Source organism: Nonomuraea sp. K271, from assembly GCF_009908215.1.
In the GTDB taxonomy this organism is placed as follows: Bacteria; Actinomycetota; Actinomycetes; order Streptosporangiales; family Streptosporangiaceae; genus Nonomuraea; species Nonomuraea longispora.
The window spans coordinates 18,606-30,987 of record NZ_JAAAHR010000117.1 but is presented as its reverse complement, the minus strand read 5'-3'; the positions used below and the strand labels follow the sequence as shown (position 1 = coordinate 30,987).

Genomic DNA, 12,382 nt, shown 5'->3' with positions numbered 1-12,382 from the left:
GGGGCGGGCAGGGGCGCCGGTGTCGCGATGAGTTTTCCTCCTCGCGACGGTCTCAATATGCATGAGCGAACAAGCACCCAACGAGACCGCGAACCTCGACCGCTACGGGGACGCGGAGCTGCCGTGGAGCCGCGCCCGTGACGCGCTCGCCGCCGTGCCGAGCCCTGACGTCACGTATTTCCTCGGGACGTGCCGCATGGACGGAACGCCGCACGCGGCGGGTGTAGGTGCGCAGTGGCTGGACGGCGACCTCTACTTCACCAGCAGCCCGGCCGCCCGCAAGGCGCGTGACCTGGCGGCCAACCCGCGCTGCACGATCTCCGTCCGGCTGCCCGGCATCGATCTCGTCCTCGACGGCAGCGCGGCCAGGGTGACCGATGCGGGGACGCTGGAGCAGGTCGCCGCCGGCTATCGCGCGGGCGGCTGGCCTGCGGAGGTCGACGGTGACGCGCTCACTGCGCCGTTCAGCGCGCCCAGCGCGGGGCCGCCGCCCTGGCAGGTCTACCGGTTCGTCTTCCACACGGTGGTCGGCGTCGCGACCGAGGAGCCGTACGGCGCGACCCGCTGGCGTTTCGGAACGCGCCGGCCGTAGCGCACGCGGGAGCGGGTGGCGGATCACAACCATCCGCTCCTGCGGAGCAGCCGGTGGACGACGAGCACGGCGACGACCATGAGACACAGGCTCAGGGGATAGCCGAGCGACCAGTGGAGTTCGGGCATGTGGTCGAAGTTCATGCCGTAGATCCCGGCGATCATGGTGGGGACGGCGATGACGGCCGCCCATGCGGAGATCTTCCGCATGTCGGCGTTCTGCTGCATGGCGACCTTGTTCTGGTCACGTCCCACCAGGGCCAGGTGGGCGCTCAGAGCGCTGGTGAGCAGTTCGTTGTGCTCGTCGACCTGGGAGTCCACGCGCAGCAGGTGGTCCAGTACGTCACGGAAGTGGTCGCGGGTGCCGTCGCCCAACGCCACCCGGCCCTTCACGATCTCCTCCAGCACCGGTATGAGCGGGTCCTGGGCAGTCCTGAACTCCAGGACCTCGCGCTTGAGCGAGTAGATGTCGGCCGTGACGTCGTCGTGCTCGCCGCTGAAGACCCGGCGCTCCAGTGCGATGAGGTCGAGTTCGACCTCGTGGGAGACCTCGGCGTAGGTGTCGACGACCTGGTCGCAGATCGCGTACAGCACTCCGCCGGGGCCGGACGCCAGCAGCTCGGGATCGGATTCTACGCGCCGGCGCACTCCGCTCAGCGGATTGGCCTGTCCGTGGCGGACGCTGATGACGAAGTCGTCGCCCAGGAAGAGGTTGATCTCGCCGACCTCGATGTCGGAGCTCTCCTCGACGTACTGCAGCGGCTTGAGCACCACGAACAGGGTGTCGTCGTAGCGTTCGAGCTTGGGCCGCTGGTGGGCGTGGATCGCGTCCTCCACGGCCAGCGGGTGCAGCCGCACCTCGTGGGTGATCAGGTCGAACTCCTCCTGCGTGGGGTCGTGCAGGCCGATCCACAGGAAGCTGTCGCCTCGGGCCCGTGCGGCGCTGAAGGCCTCGCTGATGTCGCCGCTGACGGTCTCGCGCACACCACCGCAGTAGATGGCCTTGTCGACAATCATGGTGAGATTGTCGCGTGGTCATCCGCCCGCGGGCGCGCGGCCCAGGGCGTCGAGGAGTGCGTGCTCGCGCTCGGCGCTGAGGCCGGCGCGTCGTTCGCGGTCGAGGCCCTGCTCGCGTTCCCAGGCCAGAGTGTCGGACACCAGTTCGGCCCGGGGCCGATGGCGCAGCCCCGCGGCCTGCGCGGCGGCGCCGTTGCGGGCCGACCAGCCCTCCCAGCCCGGCTCGACCAGCCACATCGGCAGCGACTCGGCCCCCATGTACTGGGTCACGCCGTTCTCCAGCAGCCAGGCCGATCCGGCGGTGACGACCGGGCCGGTGTGGCCGCCGGCGGCGCGGCACAGCGCGATCCAGGCGTCGAACGGGACGACGGGGCCGACGGCGTTGTAGGTGCCGGTGGTGCCGCGCTCGGCCCCGTCGAGCAGCCAGGCGGCCAGGTCGCGTACGTCGATGACCTGCGTCGGACTGTCCGGCGTGTCAGGGACCAGCATCGGCCCGTGCGGGTCGCGCGCGGCACGGGCCACCCAGTAGCCGGAGCGCCCGCTGTGGTCGCCGGGGCCGCCGATGAGCCCGGCGCGGGCGATGAGCAGGCGGTCGCCCACAACGGCCTCCGACGCCTGCTCGCAGGCGACCTTGGCCTCGCCGTAGAGCTCGCGGCCGGCCTCGTCGCGGTCGGTCGGGGCCAGGAGCGGGGCAGACTCGTTCATGCCCGGCTCGGCGTGGGAGGCATAGGCGTTGCCGGAGGAGACATAGGCCCAGTGCCGGGCCCGGCCGCCCAGGGCGGCGAGCGCTTCGCGGACGAAGCGGGGCTGCCACGACACCTCGACGACCGCGTCCCAGTCGCGGCCGAGCAGCGGCGCGTACGCCGAGGGATCGCGCCGGTCGGCCGCCACCAGCGCCGCGCCGTCGGCCACCGCCCCGCTCTCGCCGCGCGCCAGGCACGTCACCCGGTGCCCGCGCTCGATCGCCTGCCGGGAGACCTCCCGGCCCACCCATGCTGTCCCGCCCAGAATCACGATGTCCATCCCGCCACCCAAGCACTGCGGGCGCCGGGGGCCCAGGCGGGTTCACCGACGGCGGACCCGGTTCGCTGTCAGCACATCCGAACGGCTCTAGTAACCCGACGGGCGTACCAGGCCGGTCTCGTAGGCGAAGACGGCGGCCTGCGTACGGTCCCGCAGCCCCAGCTTGACCAGGATCCTGCCGACGTGGGTCTTGACGGTCTGCTCGGCGACGACCAGACGCTCGGCGATCTCCGCGTTCGACAGGCCCTGGGCGATGAGCGACAGTACCTCGGTCTCGCGTTCCGTCAGGTCGCCCACGCGCTCCTTCAGCGGGGCGCGCGGAGCGCCGCTCATGCGGGAGAACTCGGCGATCAGGCGTTTGGTGATGTTCGGCGCGAGCAGGGCGTCCCCTGCCGCCACCACCCGCACCGCGTGGGCCAGGTCGGCCGCCGACGCCTCCTTGAGCAGGAAGCCGGAGGCACCCGCGCGCAGCGCCTCGTAGACGTAGTCGTCCAGGTCGAACGTGGTCAGGACCAGGACCTTCACGTCCGCGTCCGGCTGTCCCGCGATGCGGCGGGTCGCCTCGATGCCGCCCAGCTCCGGCATGCGCACGTCCATGAGCACCACGTCCGGACGCAACTCGGCGACCTTCGCGACGGCGTCCAGGCCGTTCACGGCCTGGCCGACGACCTCGATGCCGGGCTCGGCGTCGAGCAGCACGGTGAAACCCTGACGGACCATCACCTGGTCGTCGGCTATGAGCACGCGGATGTCGCCGGTCATGGGACGGTCTCGATGCCTTTCTCCGAGCAGGTGGGCAGATACACGGCTACCTCGTAACCGCCGTCCGGGGTGGGCCCCGCGACGAGGTCGCCGCCCAGCATGGCCGCGCGCTCGCGCATCCCCGGCAGCCCGTGGCCCGCCCCGGGCGAGGACGGGACGCGCGCGCCGGGCACGGCGTTGGCGATCCGGAGCGCGAGGGCGCCCGGCCGGTACGCCAGCCGGACCGTCACCGCCGCGCCCGGCGCGTGCCGCATGGCGTTGCTGAGCGCCTCCTGCACGATCCTGTACGCCGACAACTCCACCCCCGGAGACAGCGGCCGCGGGGTCCCCGTGGTCTCGGTGGTGAGGTCCACACCCGCGCCGCGCACGTTCGCGAACAGTTCGCCGAGCCGGTCCAGCGTGGGCTGCGGGGCGTCCTCGGGCGTGTCCTGCGCCCGCAGGACACCCAGGACCCGGCGCAGCTCGGTCAGCGCCTCCACGGCGTTCTGGCGGATGCCCGCGAGGTTCTCCTTCAGCTCGTCGGACGGGTCCGCCACCAGGTGCGGCGCGACCTGCGCCTGGATGGAGATGACCGACATGTGGTGCGCGACCACGTCGTGCAGCTCGCGGGCGATCCTGCTGCGCTCCTCCAGCAGCGTGCGGCGGGCCCGCTCCTCGGCGGTCAGCTCCTCCTGGGCCTCCAGACGGCTACGGGTCGTCCTGAGCGCCCGCACCCCCGCCCCGGCCACGACCGCGGCCGCGTCCACGACCAGGGCCGCCGGCCCCGCGGTGCTGCTGCTCAGGGGCAGGAAAACGACGCAGAGCGCGACCGTCAGCGTGGTGATCGCCAGCGCCTCGGCCGCGACGCGGGGGCGCACCCGCAGCGCCAGCAGGAAAAGCACCCCCGCCTGCAGGGCGATGCCGGACCCCGTCCACGGGTACGCGACCGCCAAGTGGTCCATCGGCCTCACGGCAGCCGCCTCGTGCGCGGGGATCATCCAGGGGAAACTCTCGGTCCACGGAAGGTACGTCAGCCCCGTCCGCGCGCCGACGACCATGACGGCGATCGACGCCCACCAGGCGGGCAGCGGGCGGGACATCGCCACCACCAGGATCGCCGCGTGGACCATGGCGAGCAGCGGAACCGTCGGGTCGATGCTCTCTCCCCTGGGGAACAGGCCCATGACCAGCGCGTACAGGATGACCAGGACGTGGGGGAGCCGGGACAGCCCGTGCGGACGCGCCATGCGGGGGAGGGGGTCGGCGCGGGTCGTGAACAGGTCCGCGCGTACGGTGCCGAGGGCCCTTCGCAGCCTGCCCACCTCGCCCACGTCCCCTCTGCCCTCGTGCCGCCCCGGTCAGGATGATCCAGCAAGCGGGGGCCGCGCAACCGGCTCGGCGGGCGGCCGTACGCGCTCGTGGGCGTGGAAGGCCGCGCAGCACACCAGCAGTGCCACCGCGAACACCGGCAGCCAGGCCGCCCGCGCGAGCACCCAGCCCGGCCCGTCGGGAACGGTGTGCAGCCCGGTCAGCGGCGACGAGTCCGTGGCGAACAGGGCGATCGCCGAGACGGCGATCAGCGCGGTCTGGTGCCACAGGAAGATCGTCATCGCCGCCAGGTTCGCCAGCGCCACCGCGGCCCAGGCCGCGGGGCGGCGCAGCAGCCGCCGCAGCGGGCCGAGCAGCAGCAGCGCCGCGCCGCTCTGGGCGAGCCCGAAGGTGACGGCGGCCAGCGAGGGCGGGTCGAGGTTCGACAGCGGCGCCCCCGGCACGCCGACCATGGCGGCCGGGTAGCCGCCCCAGCCGACGAGGGCGACGGCGGCGGCCCCGCCGCCGAGCAGCAGCGCCCACCCGGTCGCGCGCCCCTGCATGCGGCCACGGGCCCAGGCCGCCCCGAGGCAGTACGGCACCAGCCACCCGGCCGCCACGCTGACCCACCAGAGCGGTCCGCCCACGAGCCCGCCTGCCAGCCCCTCCGCGAGGCCGCCGTACCTGACCAGGTCGGCGCACACGACCACGGCCAGCGGCCAGGCCGGGTGCACCCTCGACACCAGCGGCGTCGCCGCGGTCAGCGCCGCGAACACCAGCAGGAACCACATCGGTGACAGCACGAGCTTGACCAGCGCCTGTACGCTCTCCAGCCTGGCCCCGACGGCCAGCATCACCAGCGCCGCCCCCGTCCAGACGGTGAGCACGGCCACCGCGGGCCGGAACAACCGGGCCACCCGCCCGGCCAGCCACCGCCCGTACGGCACGCCCTCCGTACGGGCGCGGAGGTGCGAACGTGCCGCCACCAGCCCGCCCACCAGGAAGAACACCGCCAGAGCCTGGAACACCCACGACAGCGGCGCCAGCTCCGGCAGGTGCCGCAGAGGGCTGGTGACCCGGACGGACCCGCTCTCCACGACCAGCGCGGTCACCATCCAGTGCCCGGCCACCACGCCGAGGATGGCCAGAGCACGCAGGGCATCGAGCGCACGGTCGCGTCCGACCGGGGTCGCGGCGTCGATCCGCGCGACGAGGTCGCGCATCGGTGCGGGTGGTGCCGACGTGATCCGTGCGGTGAGGCCGCGCATGGGGCCGCGTCGCGCGGACCTGATCTGTGCGGCGAGGTCACGCATCGACGCCGGCTTGTCCGGACACGATCCGTGCGATGCTCGCCAGCGCCGTCGACCCGGCCGCCAGGTAGTCGCTGTGCCCGCCGCCGCCCGTCGCGAAGATCCGGGCGCCGAACCGGGGCGAGACCGGGTCGGCGCCCAGCCCCACCGTGACGAACGGTAACGCGACCGACGTGTGCGGCAGGCGCGCGACCCAGTCTCCCGCCGTGCGCCCCGCCCAGACGGTGGCAGGGGTACGCATCGCGGCGGCGTCCGGCACACCCGCGCCGGGGCTGCCGAACATGACGACGGCGGCGACGTCCAGCCCTGGCGCGGCCAGGCCGCACACCACGGAGCCGTAGGAGTGGCACAGGAGCGTGACCCGGGCGCCGGGCCTGGCCGCGCGCAGCTCCCGTAAGAACCCGCGCAGGCGGGGAGCGGCCCCGGCGGCGCGGTGAGGGGTCGCCGCCTGGAGGCTCACGCTGCTCGGCGTGGCGTAGCCGAGCCAGGCGACCACCGCCGACCGGTCGCCGAGCGCGTCATGGAGCCGCAGCGAGCCGCCGCGCAACATGCCGTACTTGTCCAGGTCGATGCCGGCGCCCGGCACCATCACGGCGATGCGCTCGGCCGTGGCCAGGTCGCCGAGGACCTCCACGGCCCGGCCGCCGTCCCGCCCGTCGAAGGACAGGAACCGCCGCGAGGGGTCCGCCATCTCGCGCAACCGGGCGGCCCGCCACCGGTGGCCGAGCCGGGCCGCCGCCCGCTCGGCGGCCCGGACCTCCGCGCGCCCGGCCGCGTAGCGCGCGGCGAGCGCGGCCGGGGTCGCGCCGGCAAGAGGGGCCACGGGGGCGGGTGCGGGCGACGGCACCGCCCCTGGCCGGGTCACGCCGCTGACCGGCCCCGCCAGCGAGGCGGTGACGAGCGTGGTGAGCAGGGCGCGGCGCATGCTGCCACGCCGGCGGGTCGCCATGGGCGGTGATCCTTCCGTGCCGGAGACGTACTCGGGCCTCGAAGGTAGGGATCACCGCCGGTAACCGGCGTCCCGCTGCGGGGTGCACCTGCCGCGTAGCTCTTACGTACTACGGGTGGCAGACGCTCATGCGATCGTCACCGCGACGGCGACAGCAGGGGCTCGTCCTTGCTCGGGACACGGTGGTGGGTGGTGCCGTCGGACAGCGTCTCCTCGAACGTGAACGGCAGCCCGGCGGCGATGGACGGGTGCGGGTTGTCCATGAGCTGGAAGTGCAGGTGCGGTTCGCTGGAGTTGCCCGAGTTGCCGCACTGCCCGATCAGCCGGCCGGCCTCGACCCGCTCGCCCTTGCGCACCTGGACCGAGCCGCGCCTGAGGTGGGCGAACGCGGCGTACACGCCGTCGCCGAGGTCGAGGATCACGTGGTTGCCGAGCACGCCGCTCGGGCCCGTCAGCTCGCGTACGAATCCCTCGATCATGACGTAGACCAGCGCGGGCCAGGAGTTGCGGCTCAGGTGATCACGCCAGAAGTCCCGGGCGCGCACGACGGTGCCGGCGGCGGGGGCGTGGACCGGGCTGCCGAAACCGGGGAAGGTCTCGGGGCGGCTCATCAACGGCCTGCTCACCACGGGCTTCCACTCGGTGTTCTCGTCCGGCCAGTGCACCAGGTCCACCGCGTACGTCTGCCCGTAGGCGTGCACTCCGTGGCTGGGCACCTTGTCGGCCGGGCTGTTGACCGCGAGCCAGCGTCCCCGCACGGGGCTCGCGACCGGGATCGGACGGCGTCGGACGGAGCCCGTAGGCAGGAAGGTCGAAGCGAAGCCGGCCAGGAACAGCACGATGCCCGCCACGCTCAGCCACTCGAGCCGGTGGACGAACTCGCCGACCGCCAGGAGCAGCCCGATGACGATCACCGGCATCCGGGCGCGGGCGAGGATCACGGGGAACATGACGTCCTTTCGGTGGGGATCACGTCTACGTCGCCGCGCGAGCGGCCGGCCTCGCCACCTACCCACGTCGCGGGCACACAGTCGTACGGGCTTCCACGGCCGCGCCGGCGGGTGCCGTGGGGCGAAACTTGCCGGGACCTTGCCGGACCCCTTGCGGGGAACGCCGCGCCGGCCGTGCGGGACCACGGTGGAATGGGCGGTGTCGTGGTACGCGGGGATTGAGGGGTGGCGGGATGGCCGGAGTGCTCGATCGGGTTCGCGCGGGCCGGGAGTCCGCCGGCCTGGCGCTGGTGGCCGACGCCGGCGCCGTCGTCGAGGCGGCGGCCGCCATGGCGGGGCGGTTCCGGCGGGGCAGCAGGCTGCTGGCCTTCGGCCGGGGCGCGTCCGCGGCCGACGCGGCGCACGTGGCGGTGGAGTTCAGCCACCCCGTGATCGTCGGCAAGCTCGCGCTTCCCGCGCTCTGCCTGGGCGACGAACCCGGCCTGCTGCCGGTGCTGGGACGCCCGGGGGACATCGCCGTGGGCGTACGCCCGGCCGCCGGCGACTTCACCGCCGCGCGCGACCTCGGCATGCTGACCGTCGCCCTGGTGGCGGCGGCGACCTGTGACGAAGGCACGACGGCGGACGCGTCGGCAAGGGGGAGGGGCGCGGGCGTCGGGGCCGATCACGTGCTGGCCGCGCACAGCGATGACCCGCTGGTCGCGAGGGAGATCCACATCACGGTGTACCACCTGCTGTGGGAGCTGGCGCACGTGTTCCTGGAGTCGGAGGAGGGCGCGTGAGCGGCGGCGGGGACGACGAGGCGGGCCCTGTGTGTGACTCGTGCGTGACGTGCGGCGACGTGGCCGTCCTCGTGCGCGTGGTCGGCCTGCTGCCCGGCGGCCTGGCCCTGGCCGACGCGAGCGCGGGCGCGGGGGCGGGCGCGGTCACCAAGGAGATCAGCGAGGGGACCAGCGAGGAGATCAGCGTGGCGCTGGTGGAGGCGCGTGTCGGCGACACGGTGCTGGTGCACGCGGGCGAGGCGATCGCCGTGGTGGAGAGGCCGGGCGCATGACCGGGACGATGTACCCGTTCCTGCGGCGCGACCCGCTGGACGTGCGGGCGTCCACCGAGGAGAAGGCCCGGGAGAGCCTGGAACTGCGGCGGCGGGTGCTGGACGAGCTGATGGCGCCGCTGGCGGTGGCCGCCGCGGAGCTGGCGGCGGCGTTCCGCGGCGGCGGGCGGCTGTTCGCCTTCGGTAACGGCGGCAGCAGCACGGACGCGCAGTCGGTGGCCGGCCTGTGCACCGCGCGCGGCCTGCCGGCGGTGTCGCTGACCGGTGACGCGGCGCTCGTGACGGCGCTCGGCAACGACGTCGGCTTCGACGTGGTGTTCGCCCGCCAGCTCGCCGCCCTGGGCGGTCCTGGCGACATCGCGTGCGCGCTGTCGACCAGCGGCGGCTCGGCGAACGTGCTGCGCGGCCTGGTCCAGGCCAGGAGCATGGGCATGACGACCGTCGGCTTCGCGGGCTCGGGAGGCGGGCGCATGGCCGAGGAACGGCTCGCCGAGCACCTGTTCGTCGTCCCGTCGTCGTCGGTGCACCGGATCCAGGAGGCGCAGGCGACGCTCTACCACGTGCTGGCCGAGCTGGTGTCAGCAGATGCGCGGTAGCGGATCGCCCACCAGCACGTCGACCACCCGGGTGCCGCCGAAGGCGGTACGCAGCAGCACCAGGCCCGGCGGGTCGGCGGTGACCGTGCCGGCGATCGCGGCGTCGGCACCCAGCGGATGGGCGCGCAGCGTTTCGAGGGCCTGCCTGGCGTGCTCGCCGTCGACCACGGCCACGAAGCGGCCCTCGCAGGCGACGTAGAGCGGGTCGAGGCCGAGCAGCTCGCATACTCCGGTCACTTCCGGGCGTACCGGGATCCGCTCCTCGTCCAGCACCACGGCGACCTCGGACGCGCGGGCCACCTCGTTGAGAACCGTGGCCACCCCGCCACGGGTGGCGTCGCGCAGGGTCCTGACGTGCCGCGGCAGCGCCTTGATCAGTTCGGCGACGATGCCGTGCAGCGGCGCGGTGTCGGACGTGATCGGCGCCTCGATGCCGAAGTCGTCCCTGGCCAGCATGATGGCCGCCCCGTGCGCGCCGATCGGGCCCGACACGATGACCGCGTCCCCCGGCCGCGCGCCGGAGGCCGACAGCGTGACCGGCTCCTCGACGACGCCGACCCCGGCCGTGGTGACGTAGCAGCCGTCGGCCTTGCCGCGCTGGACGACCTTGGTGTCACCGGTGACGATCGTCACCTGCGCTCGCTCCGCGGCCGCCGCCATGGAGGCGGTGATGCGCCGCAGGTCGGCGACGGGGAAGCCCTCCTCAAGGATGAAACCCGCCGACAGGTGCACCGGGCGGGCCCCGCACATGGCCAGGTCGTTCACGGTGCCGTTGACGGCCAGGTCGCCGATGTCGCCGCCGGGGAAGAACAGTGGCGAGACCACGTACGAGTCCGTGGTGAAGGCCACGGGACCGTCCCCGAGCCGCACGAGCGCGCCGTCGTCCAGCGGCGCGAGCATCGGGTTGCGGAACGCCTCCAGGAACACGGCCTCGATCAGCGTCTGGGTGGCCTTGCCTCCGGCGCCGTGGGCGAGCGTGATGCGCTCCTCTCTGACGACGGGCTTGCGCCGCCGCATCCGCTCGATGCGGTCGAGCACCTGCTGCTCACGGGTCACGGCCGGCTCGCCTCCTGCTCGCGCGCCGCAGCGCTCATCTGCTCGCGGCTGAACCGCCCGAAGTTGTAGTACGCGGCACAGGCGCCCTCGGAGGAGACCATGCACGTCCCGATCGGCGTCTCCGGGGTGCAGGCGGTACCGAACACCTTGCACTCCCACGGCTTGAGCACACCCTTGAGCACCTCGCCGCACTGGCACGACTTCGGGTCGGCGACGCGCAGGCCGGGCAGGTCGAAGACGCGTTCGGCGTCGAAGGCGGCGTACTCGCCGGCCATGGCGAGCGCGGAATGGGCGATGAAGCCGAGCCCGCGCCACTCGAAGTGCGGCCGCAGCCGCATCACCTGGCCCATGGCCGAGAGCGCTATGCGGTTGCCGTCCCAAGGCACCACGCGGGCGTACTGGTTCTCCACCTCGCAGCGGCCCTCGGCGAGCTGCCCGAGGAGCATGTGCACCGAGGTGAGGATGTCGAGCGGCTCGAACCCGGTCACCACCAGCGGCTTGCGGTAGTCGCGGGCGATGAACTCGTACGGCCGGCAGCCGATCACCGCCGACACGTGACCGGGGCCGATGAACCCGTCGAGGCGCAGGTCGGGCGAGTCGAGGATGGCCTTGACCGCCGGGATGATCATGACGTGGTTGCAGAAGACGGAGAAGTTGCCGAGGCCCTCGGCCGCGGCCCGCAACACGGTCATGGCGGTGGAGGGTGCGGTGGTCTCGAAGCCGATGGCCATGAACACGACCCGCCGGTCCGGGTTGGCCCGCGCGATCTTCAGCGCGTCGAGCGGGGAGTACACCATCCGGATGTCGGCCCCCGCGGCCTTGGCATCCAGGAACGAACCGGAACCACCCGGCACCCGCATCATGTCGCCGAACGACGTCATGATCACGTCCGGCTGCCGGGCGATGTGGATCGCGTCGTCCACCCGGCCCATCGGGATCACGCAGACCGGGCAGCCGGGGCCGTGCACGAGGCTCACCTCGGACGGCAGGTGATCCTCCAGGCCGTGCTTGTAGATGGTGTGGGTGTGCCCGCCGCACACCTCCATGAACGTGTACCGGCGCCCCGGCCGGCAGCTCTCGGCGATCCGCCCGGCCAGCGCCCGCGCCCGGCCCGCGTCGCGGTACTCATCGACGAACCGCATCGCTCTCTCCCATGGTCTTCCCGGCTACACGATGTCGGAGCCGCGCAGCGCGTCCAGTTCGTCCTCGTACGGCTGTCCCAGCCCCTGCAGGTAGTCGAGCACCGCCTGCGCCTCCCGCTCGGAGATCTTCGACAGCGCGAACCCGACGTGCACGAGCACCCAGTCGCCGGGCCGCAGTCCCTCGTCGGCCAGCAGGCCCACGTGGACGCGCCGGCGCACGCCGCTCACGTCGACGACGGCGAGGTCCTCGTGCTCCTGGCCGAACTCGACCAGCTCACCCGGGATGCCGAGACACATCGGCCGCCTCCTCGCCGAAGGTGACCGACTCCAGGACCAGCTCGTCACCGCCGGTGAGGTCGACGCCCTCGTCGCCGCAGAGCGGGCAGGCCGCCAGCGGATCGACCGACTCGGTACGGCAGCCGCACGCGCGGCAGCCGACCGTCATCGGCGTGATGATCAGCTCCACCACGGCGTCCTGGGCGGTGCCACCGGCCGCGGCGAGCGTGAACGCCTGCCCGAAGGCGTCGTCCACGACGGCGTGGCGGGCGCCCACCCGCACCCGGGCGGACGCGACCCGCCTGCCCGCCGCCCGCCGCTCGATCAGCTCGACGAGGCCCTCGCACATCCCGATCTCGTGCATGCCGC

Annotated in this window: 15 protein-coding genes; 4 read left to right on the top strand and 11 right to left on the bottom strand. The window is 73.3% G+C overall.

The genetic code is table 11. The features are described 5' to 3' along the window. Positions 1-61 precede the first annotated feature (61 nt). Positions 62-592: a pyridoxamine 5'-phosphate oxidase family protein gene (locus GUY59_RS31930; RefSeq protein ID WP_138203859.1), complete on the top strand. Its 531-nt coding sequence runs from the start codon at positions 62-64 to the stop codon at positions 590-592. Between the two features lie 23 nt (positions 593-615). On the opposite strand, the gene GUY59_RS31925 is transcribed toward GUY59_RS31930, so the two are convergent. The 7 genes from GUY59_RS31925 to GUY59_RS31895 all read right to left on the bottom strand — a co-directional run bounded on the left by GUY59_RS31925 (position 616) and on the right by GUY59_RS31895 (position 7,889). Beyond that, the gene (locus GUY59_RS31925; RefSeq protein ID WP_138203861.1) at positions 616-1,608 is read right to left on the bottom strand and encodes a magnesium and cobalt transport protein CorA; all 993 of its coding nucleotides are present in this window, start codon (positions 1,606-1,608) and stop codon (positions 616-618) included. An 18-nt stretch (positions 1,609-1,626) separates the two neighbouring features. Next, positions 1,627-2,631 (bottom strand): NAD-dependent epimerase/dehydratase family protein, encoded by a 1,005-nt coding sequence (locus GUY59_RS31920; protein WP_138203863.1) that lies wholly within the window; start codon positions 2,629-2,631, stop codon positions 1,627-1,629. An 87-nt stretch (positions 2,632-2,718) separates the two neighbouring features. Then, positions 2,719-3,393 (bottom strand): response regulator, encoded by a 675-nt coding sequence (locus GUY59_RS31915; protein WP_138203865.1) that lies wholly within the window; start codon positions 3,391-3,393, stop codon positions 2,719-2,721. Beyond that, positions 3,390-4,694: a sensor histidine kinase gene (locus GUY59_RS31910; protein ID WP_252375080.1), complete on the bottom strand. Its 1,305-nt coding sequence runs from the start codon at positions 4,692-4,694 to the stop codon at positions 3,390-3,392. Before GUY59_RS31910 ends, GUY59_RS31915 begins: the two co-directional genes overlap by 4 nt. Positions 4,695-4,730: 36 nt before the next feature. Then, complete coding sequence (locus GUY59_RS31905) at positions 4,731-5,903, bottom strand: acyltransferase family protein (RefSeq protein WP_138203902.1); 1,173 nt, start codon at positions 5,901-5,903, stop codon at positions 4,731-4,733. Positions 5,904-5,985: 82 nt separating this feature from the next. Next, on the bottom strand, positions 5,986-6,939 hold the full coding sequence (locus tag GUY59_RS31900; RefSeq protein WP_138203867.1) for an alpha/beta hydrolase: 954 nt from the start codon (positions 6,937-6,939) through the stop codon (positions 5,986-5,988). A 137-nt stretch (positions 6,940-7,076) separates the two neighbouring features. Beyond that, positions 7,077-7,889 carry a M23 family metallopeptidase gene (locus GUY59_RS31895; RefSeq protein WP_138203869.1) on the bottom strand — a complete coding sequence of 271 codons (813 nt, stop codon included), beginning with the start codon at positions 7,887-7,889 and terminating at the stop codon, positions 7,077-7,079. Positions 7,890-8,122: 233 nt separating this feature from the next. Between GUY59_RS31895 and GUY59_RS31890 the strand changes: the two genes are divergently transcribed. From GUY59_RS31890 to GUY59_RS31880, 3 genes are read left to right on the top strand one after another with little or no spacing between them, the layout of a single operon-like run. Further along, entirely contained in the window at positions 8,123-8,671 is a 549-nt protein-coding gene (locus tag GUY59_RS31890; protein ID WP_138203871.1) for an SIS domain-containing protein, read from the top strand. Then, positions 8,668-8,943, top strand: a complete 276-nt coding sequence (locus tag GUY59_RS50940; RefSeq protein WP_171055494.1) for a HypC/HybG/HupF family hydrogenase formation chaperone — start codon at positions 8,668-8,670, stop codon at positions 8,941-8,943. The genes GUY59_RS31890 and GUY59_RS50940 overlap by 4 nt, the downstream gene beginning before the upstream one ends. Continuing rightward, positions 8,940-9,539, top strand: a complete 600-nt coding sequence (locus tag GUY59_RS31880) for a D-sedoheptulose-7-phosphate isomerase (protein ID WP_132341774.1) — start codon at positions 8,940-8,942, stop codon at positions 9,537-9,539. Before GUY59_RS50940 ends, GUY59_RS31880 begins: the two co-directional genes overlap by 4 nt. On the opposite strand, the gene hypE is transcribed toward GUY59_RS31880, so the two are convergent. From hypE to GUY59_RS31860, 4 genes are read right to left on the bottom strand one after another with little or no spacing between them, the layout of a single operon-like run. Then, positions 9,522-10,595 carry a hydrogenase expression/formation protein HypE gene (gene hypE, locus GUY59_RS31875; protein ID WP_252375082.1) on the bottom strand — a complete coding sequence of 358 codons (1,074 nt, stop codon included), beginning with the start codon at positions 10,593-10,595 and terminating at the stop codon, positions 9,522-9,524. The genes GUY59_RS31880 and hypE overlap by 18 nt on opposite strands. Further along, positions 10,592-11,737 (bottom strand): hydrogenase formation protein HypD, encoded by a 1,146-nt coding sequence (gene hypD / locus GUY59_RS31870; RefSeq protein WP_138203875.1) that lies wholly within the window; start codon positions 11,735-11,737, stop codon positions 10,592-10,594. Before hypD ends, hypE begins: the two co-directional genes overlap by 4 nt. A gap of 24 nt (positions 11,738-11,761) precedes the next feature. Next, the gene (locus tag GUY59_RS31865) at positions 11,762-12,034 is read right to left on the bottom strand and encodes a HypC/HybG/HupF family hydrogenase formation chaperone (protein ID WP_138203877.1); all 273 of its coding nucleotides are present in this window, start codon (positions 12,032-12,034) and stop codon (positions 11,762-11,764) included. Beyond that, the gene (locus GUY59_RS31860; protein ID WP_138203879.1) at positions 12,012-12,377 is read right to left on the bottom strand and encodes a hydrogenase maturation nickel metallochaperone HypA/HybF; all 366 of its coding nucleotides are present in this window, start codon (positions 12,375-12,377) and stop codon (positions 12,012-12,014) included. Before GUY59_RS31860 ends, GUY59_RS31865 begins: the two co-directional genes overlap by 23 nt. Positions 12,378-12,382 lie beyond the last annotated feature (5 nt).

Excerpts from the sequence above, each read along its gene's own strand:
- GUY59_RS31880 (WP_132341774.1), top strand. The coding sequence starts at position 8,940 with ATGACCGGGACGATGTACCCGTTCCTGCGGCGCGACCCGCTGGACGTG.
- GUY59_RS31925 (WP_138203861.1), bottom strand. The coding sequence starts at position 1,608 with ATGATTGTCGACAAGGCCATCTACTGCGGTGGTGTGCGCGAGACCGTC.
- GUY59_RS31865 (WP_138203877.1), bottom strand. The coding sequence starts at position 12,034 with ATGTGTCTCGGCATCCCGGGTGAGCTGGTCGAGTTCGGCCAGGAGCAC.
- GUY59_RS31905 (WP_138203902.1), bottom strand. The coding sequence starts at position 5,903 with ATGCGCGACCTCGTCGCGCGGATCGACGCCGCGACCCCGGTCGGACGC.
- hypD (WP_138203875.1), bottom strand. The coding sequence starts at position 11,737 with ATGCGGTTCGTCGATGAGTACCGCGACGCGGGCCGGGCGCGGGCGCTG.
- GUY59_RS31920 (WP_138203863.1), bottom strand. The coding sequence starts at position 2,631 with ATGGACATCGTGATTCTGGGCGGGACAGCATGGGTGGGCCGGGAGGTC.
- GUY59_RS31915 (WP_138203865.1), bottom strand. The coding sequence starts at position 3,393 with ATGACCGGCGACATCCGCGTGCTCATAGCCGACGACCAGGTGATGGTC.
- GUY59_RS31895 (WP_138203869.1), bottom strand. The coding sequence starts at position 7,889 with ATGTTCCCCGTGATCCTCGCCCGCGCCCGGATGCCGGTGATCGTCATC.
- GUY59_RS31890 (WP_138203871.1), top strand. The coding sequence starts at position 8,123 with ATGGCCGGAGTGCTCGATCGGGTTCGCGCGGGCCGGGAGTCCGCCGGC.
- GUY59_RS31900 (WP_138203867.1), bottom strand. The coding sequence starts at position 6,939 with ATGGCGACCCGCCGGCGTGGCAGCATGCGCCGCGCCCTGCTCACCACG.
- GUY59_RS31930 (WP_138203859.1), top strand. The coding sequence starts at position 62 with ATGAGCGAACAAGCACCCAACGAGACCGCGAACCTCGACCGCTACGGG.
- GUY59_RS31860 (WP_138203879.1), bottom strand. The coding sequence starts at position 12,377 with ATGCACGAGATCGGGATGTGCGAGGGCCTCGTCGAGCTGATCGAGCGG.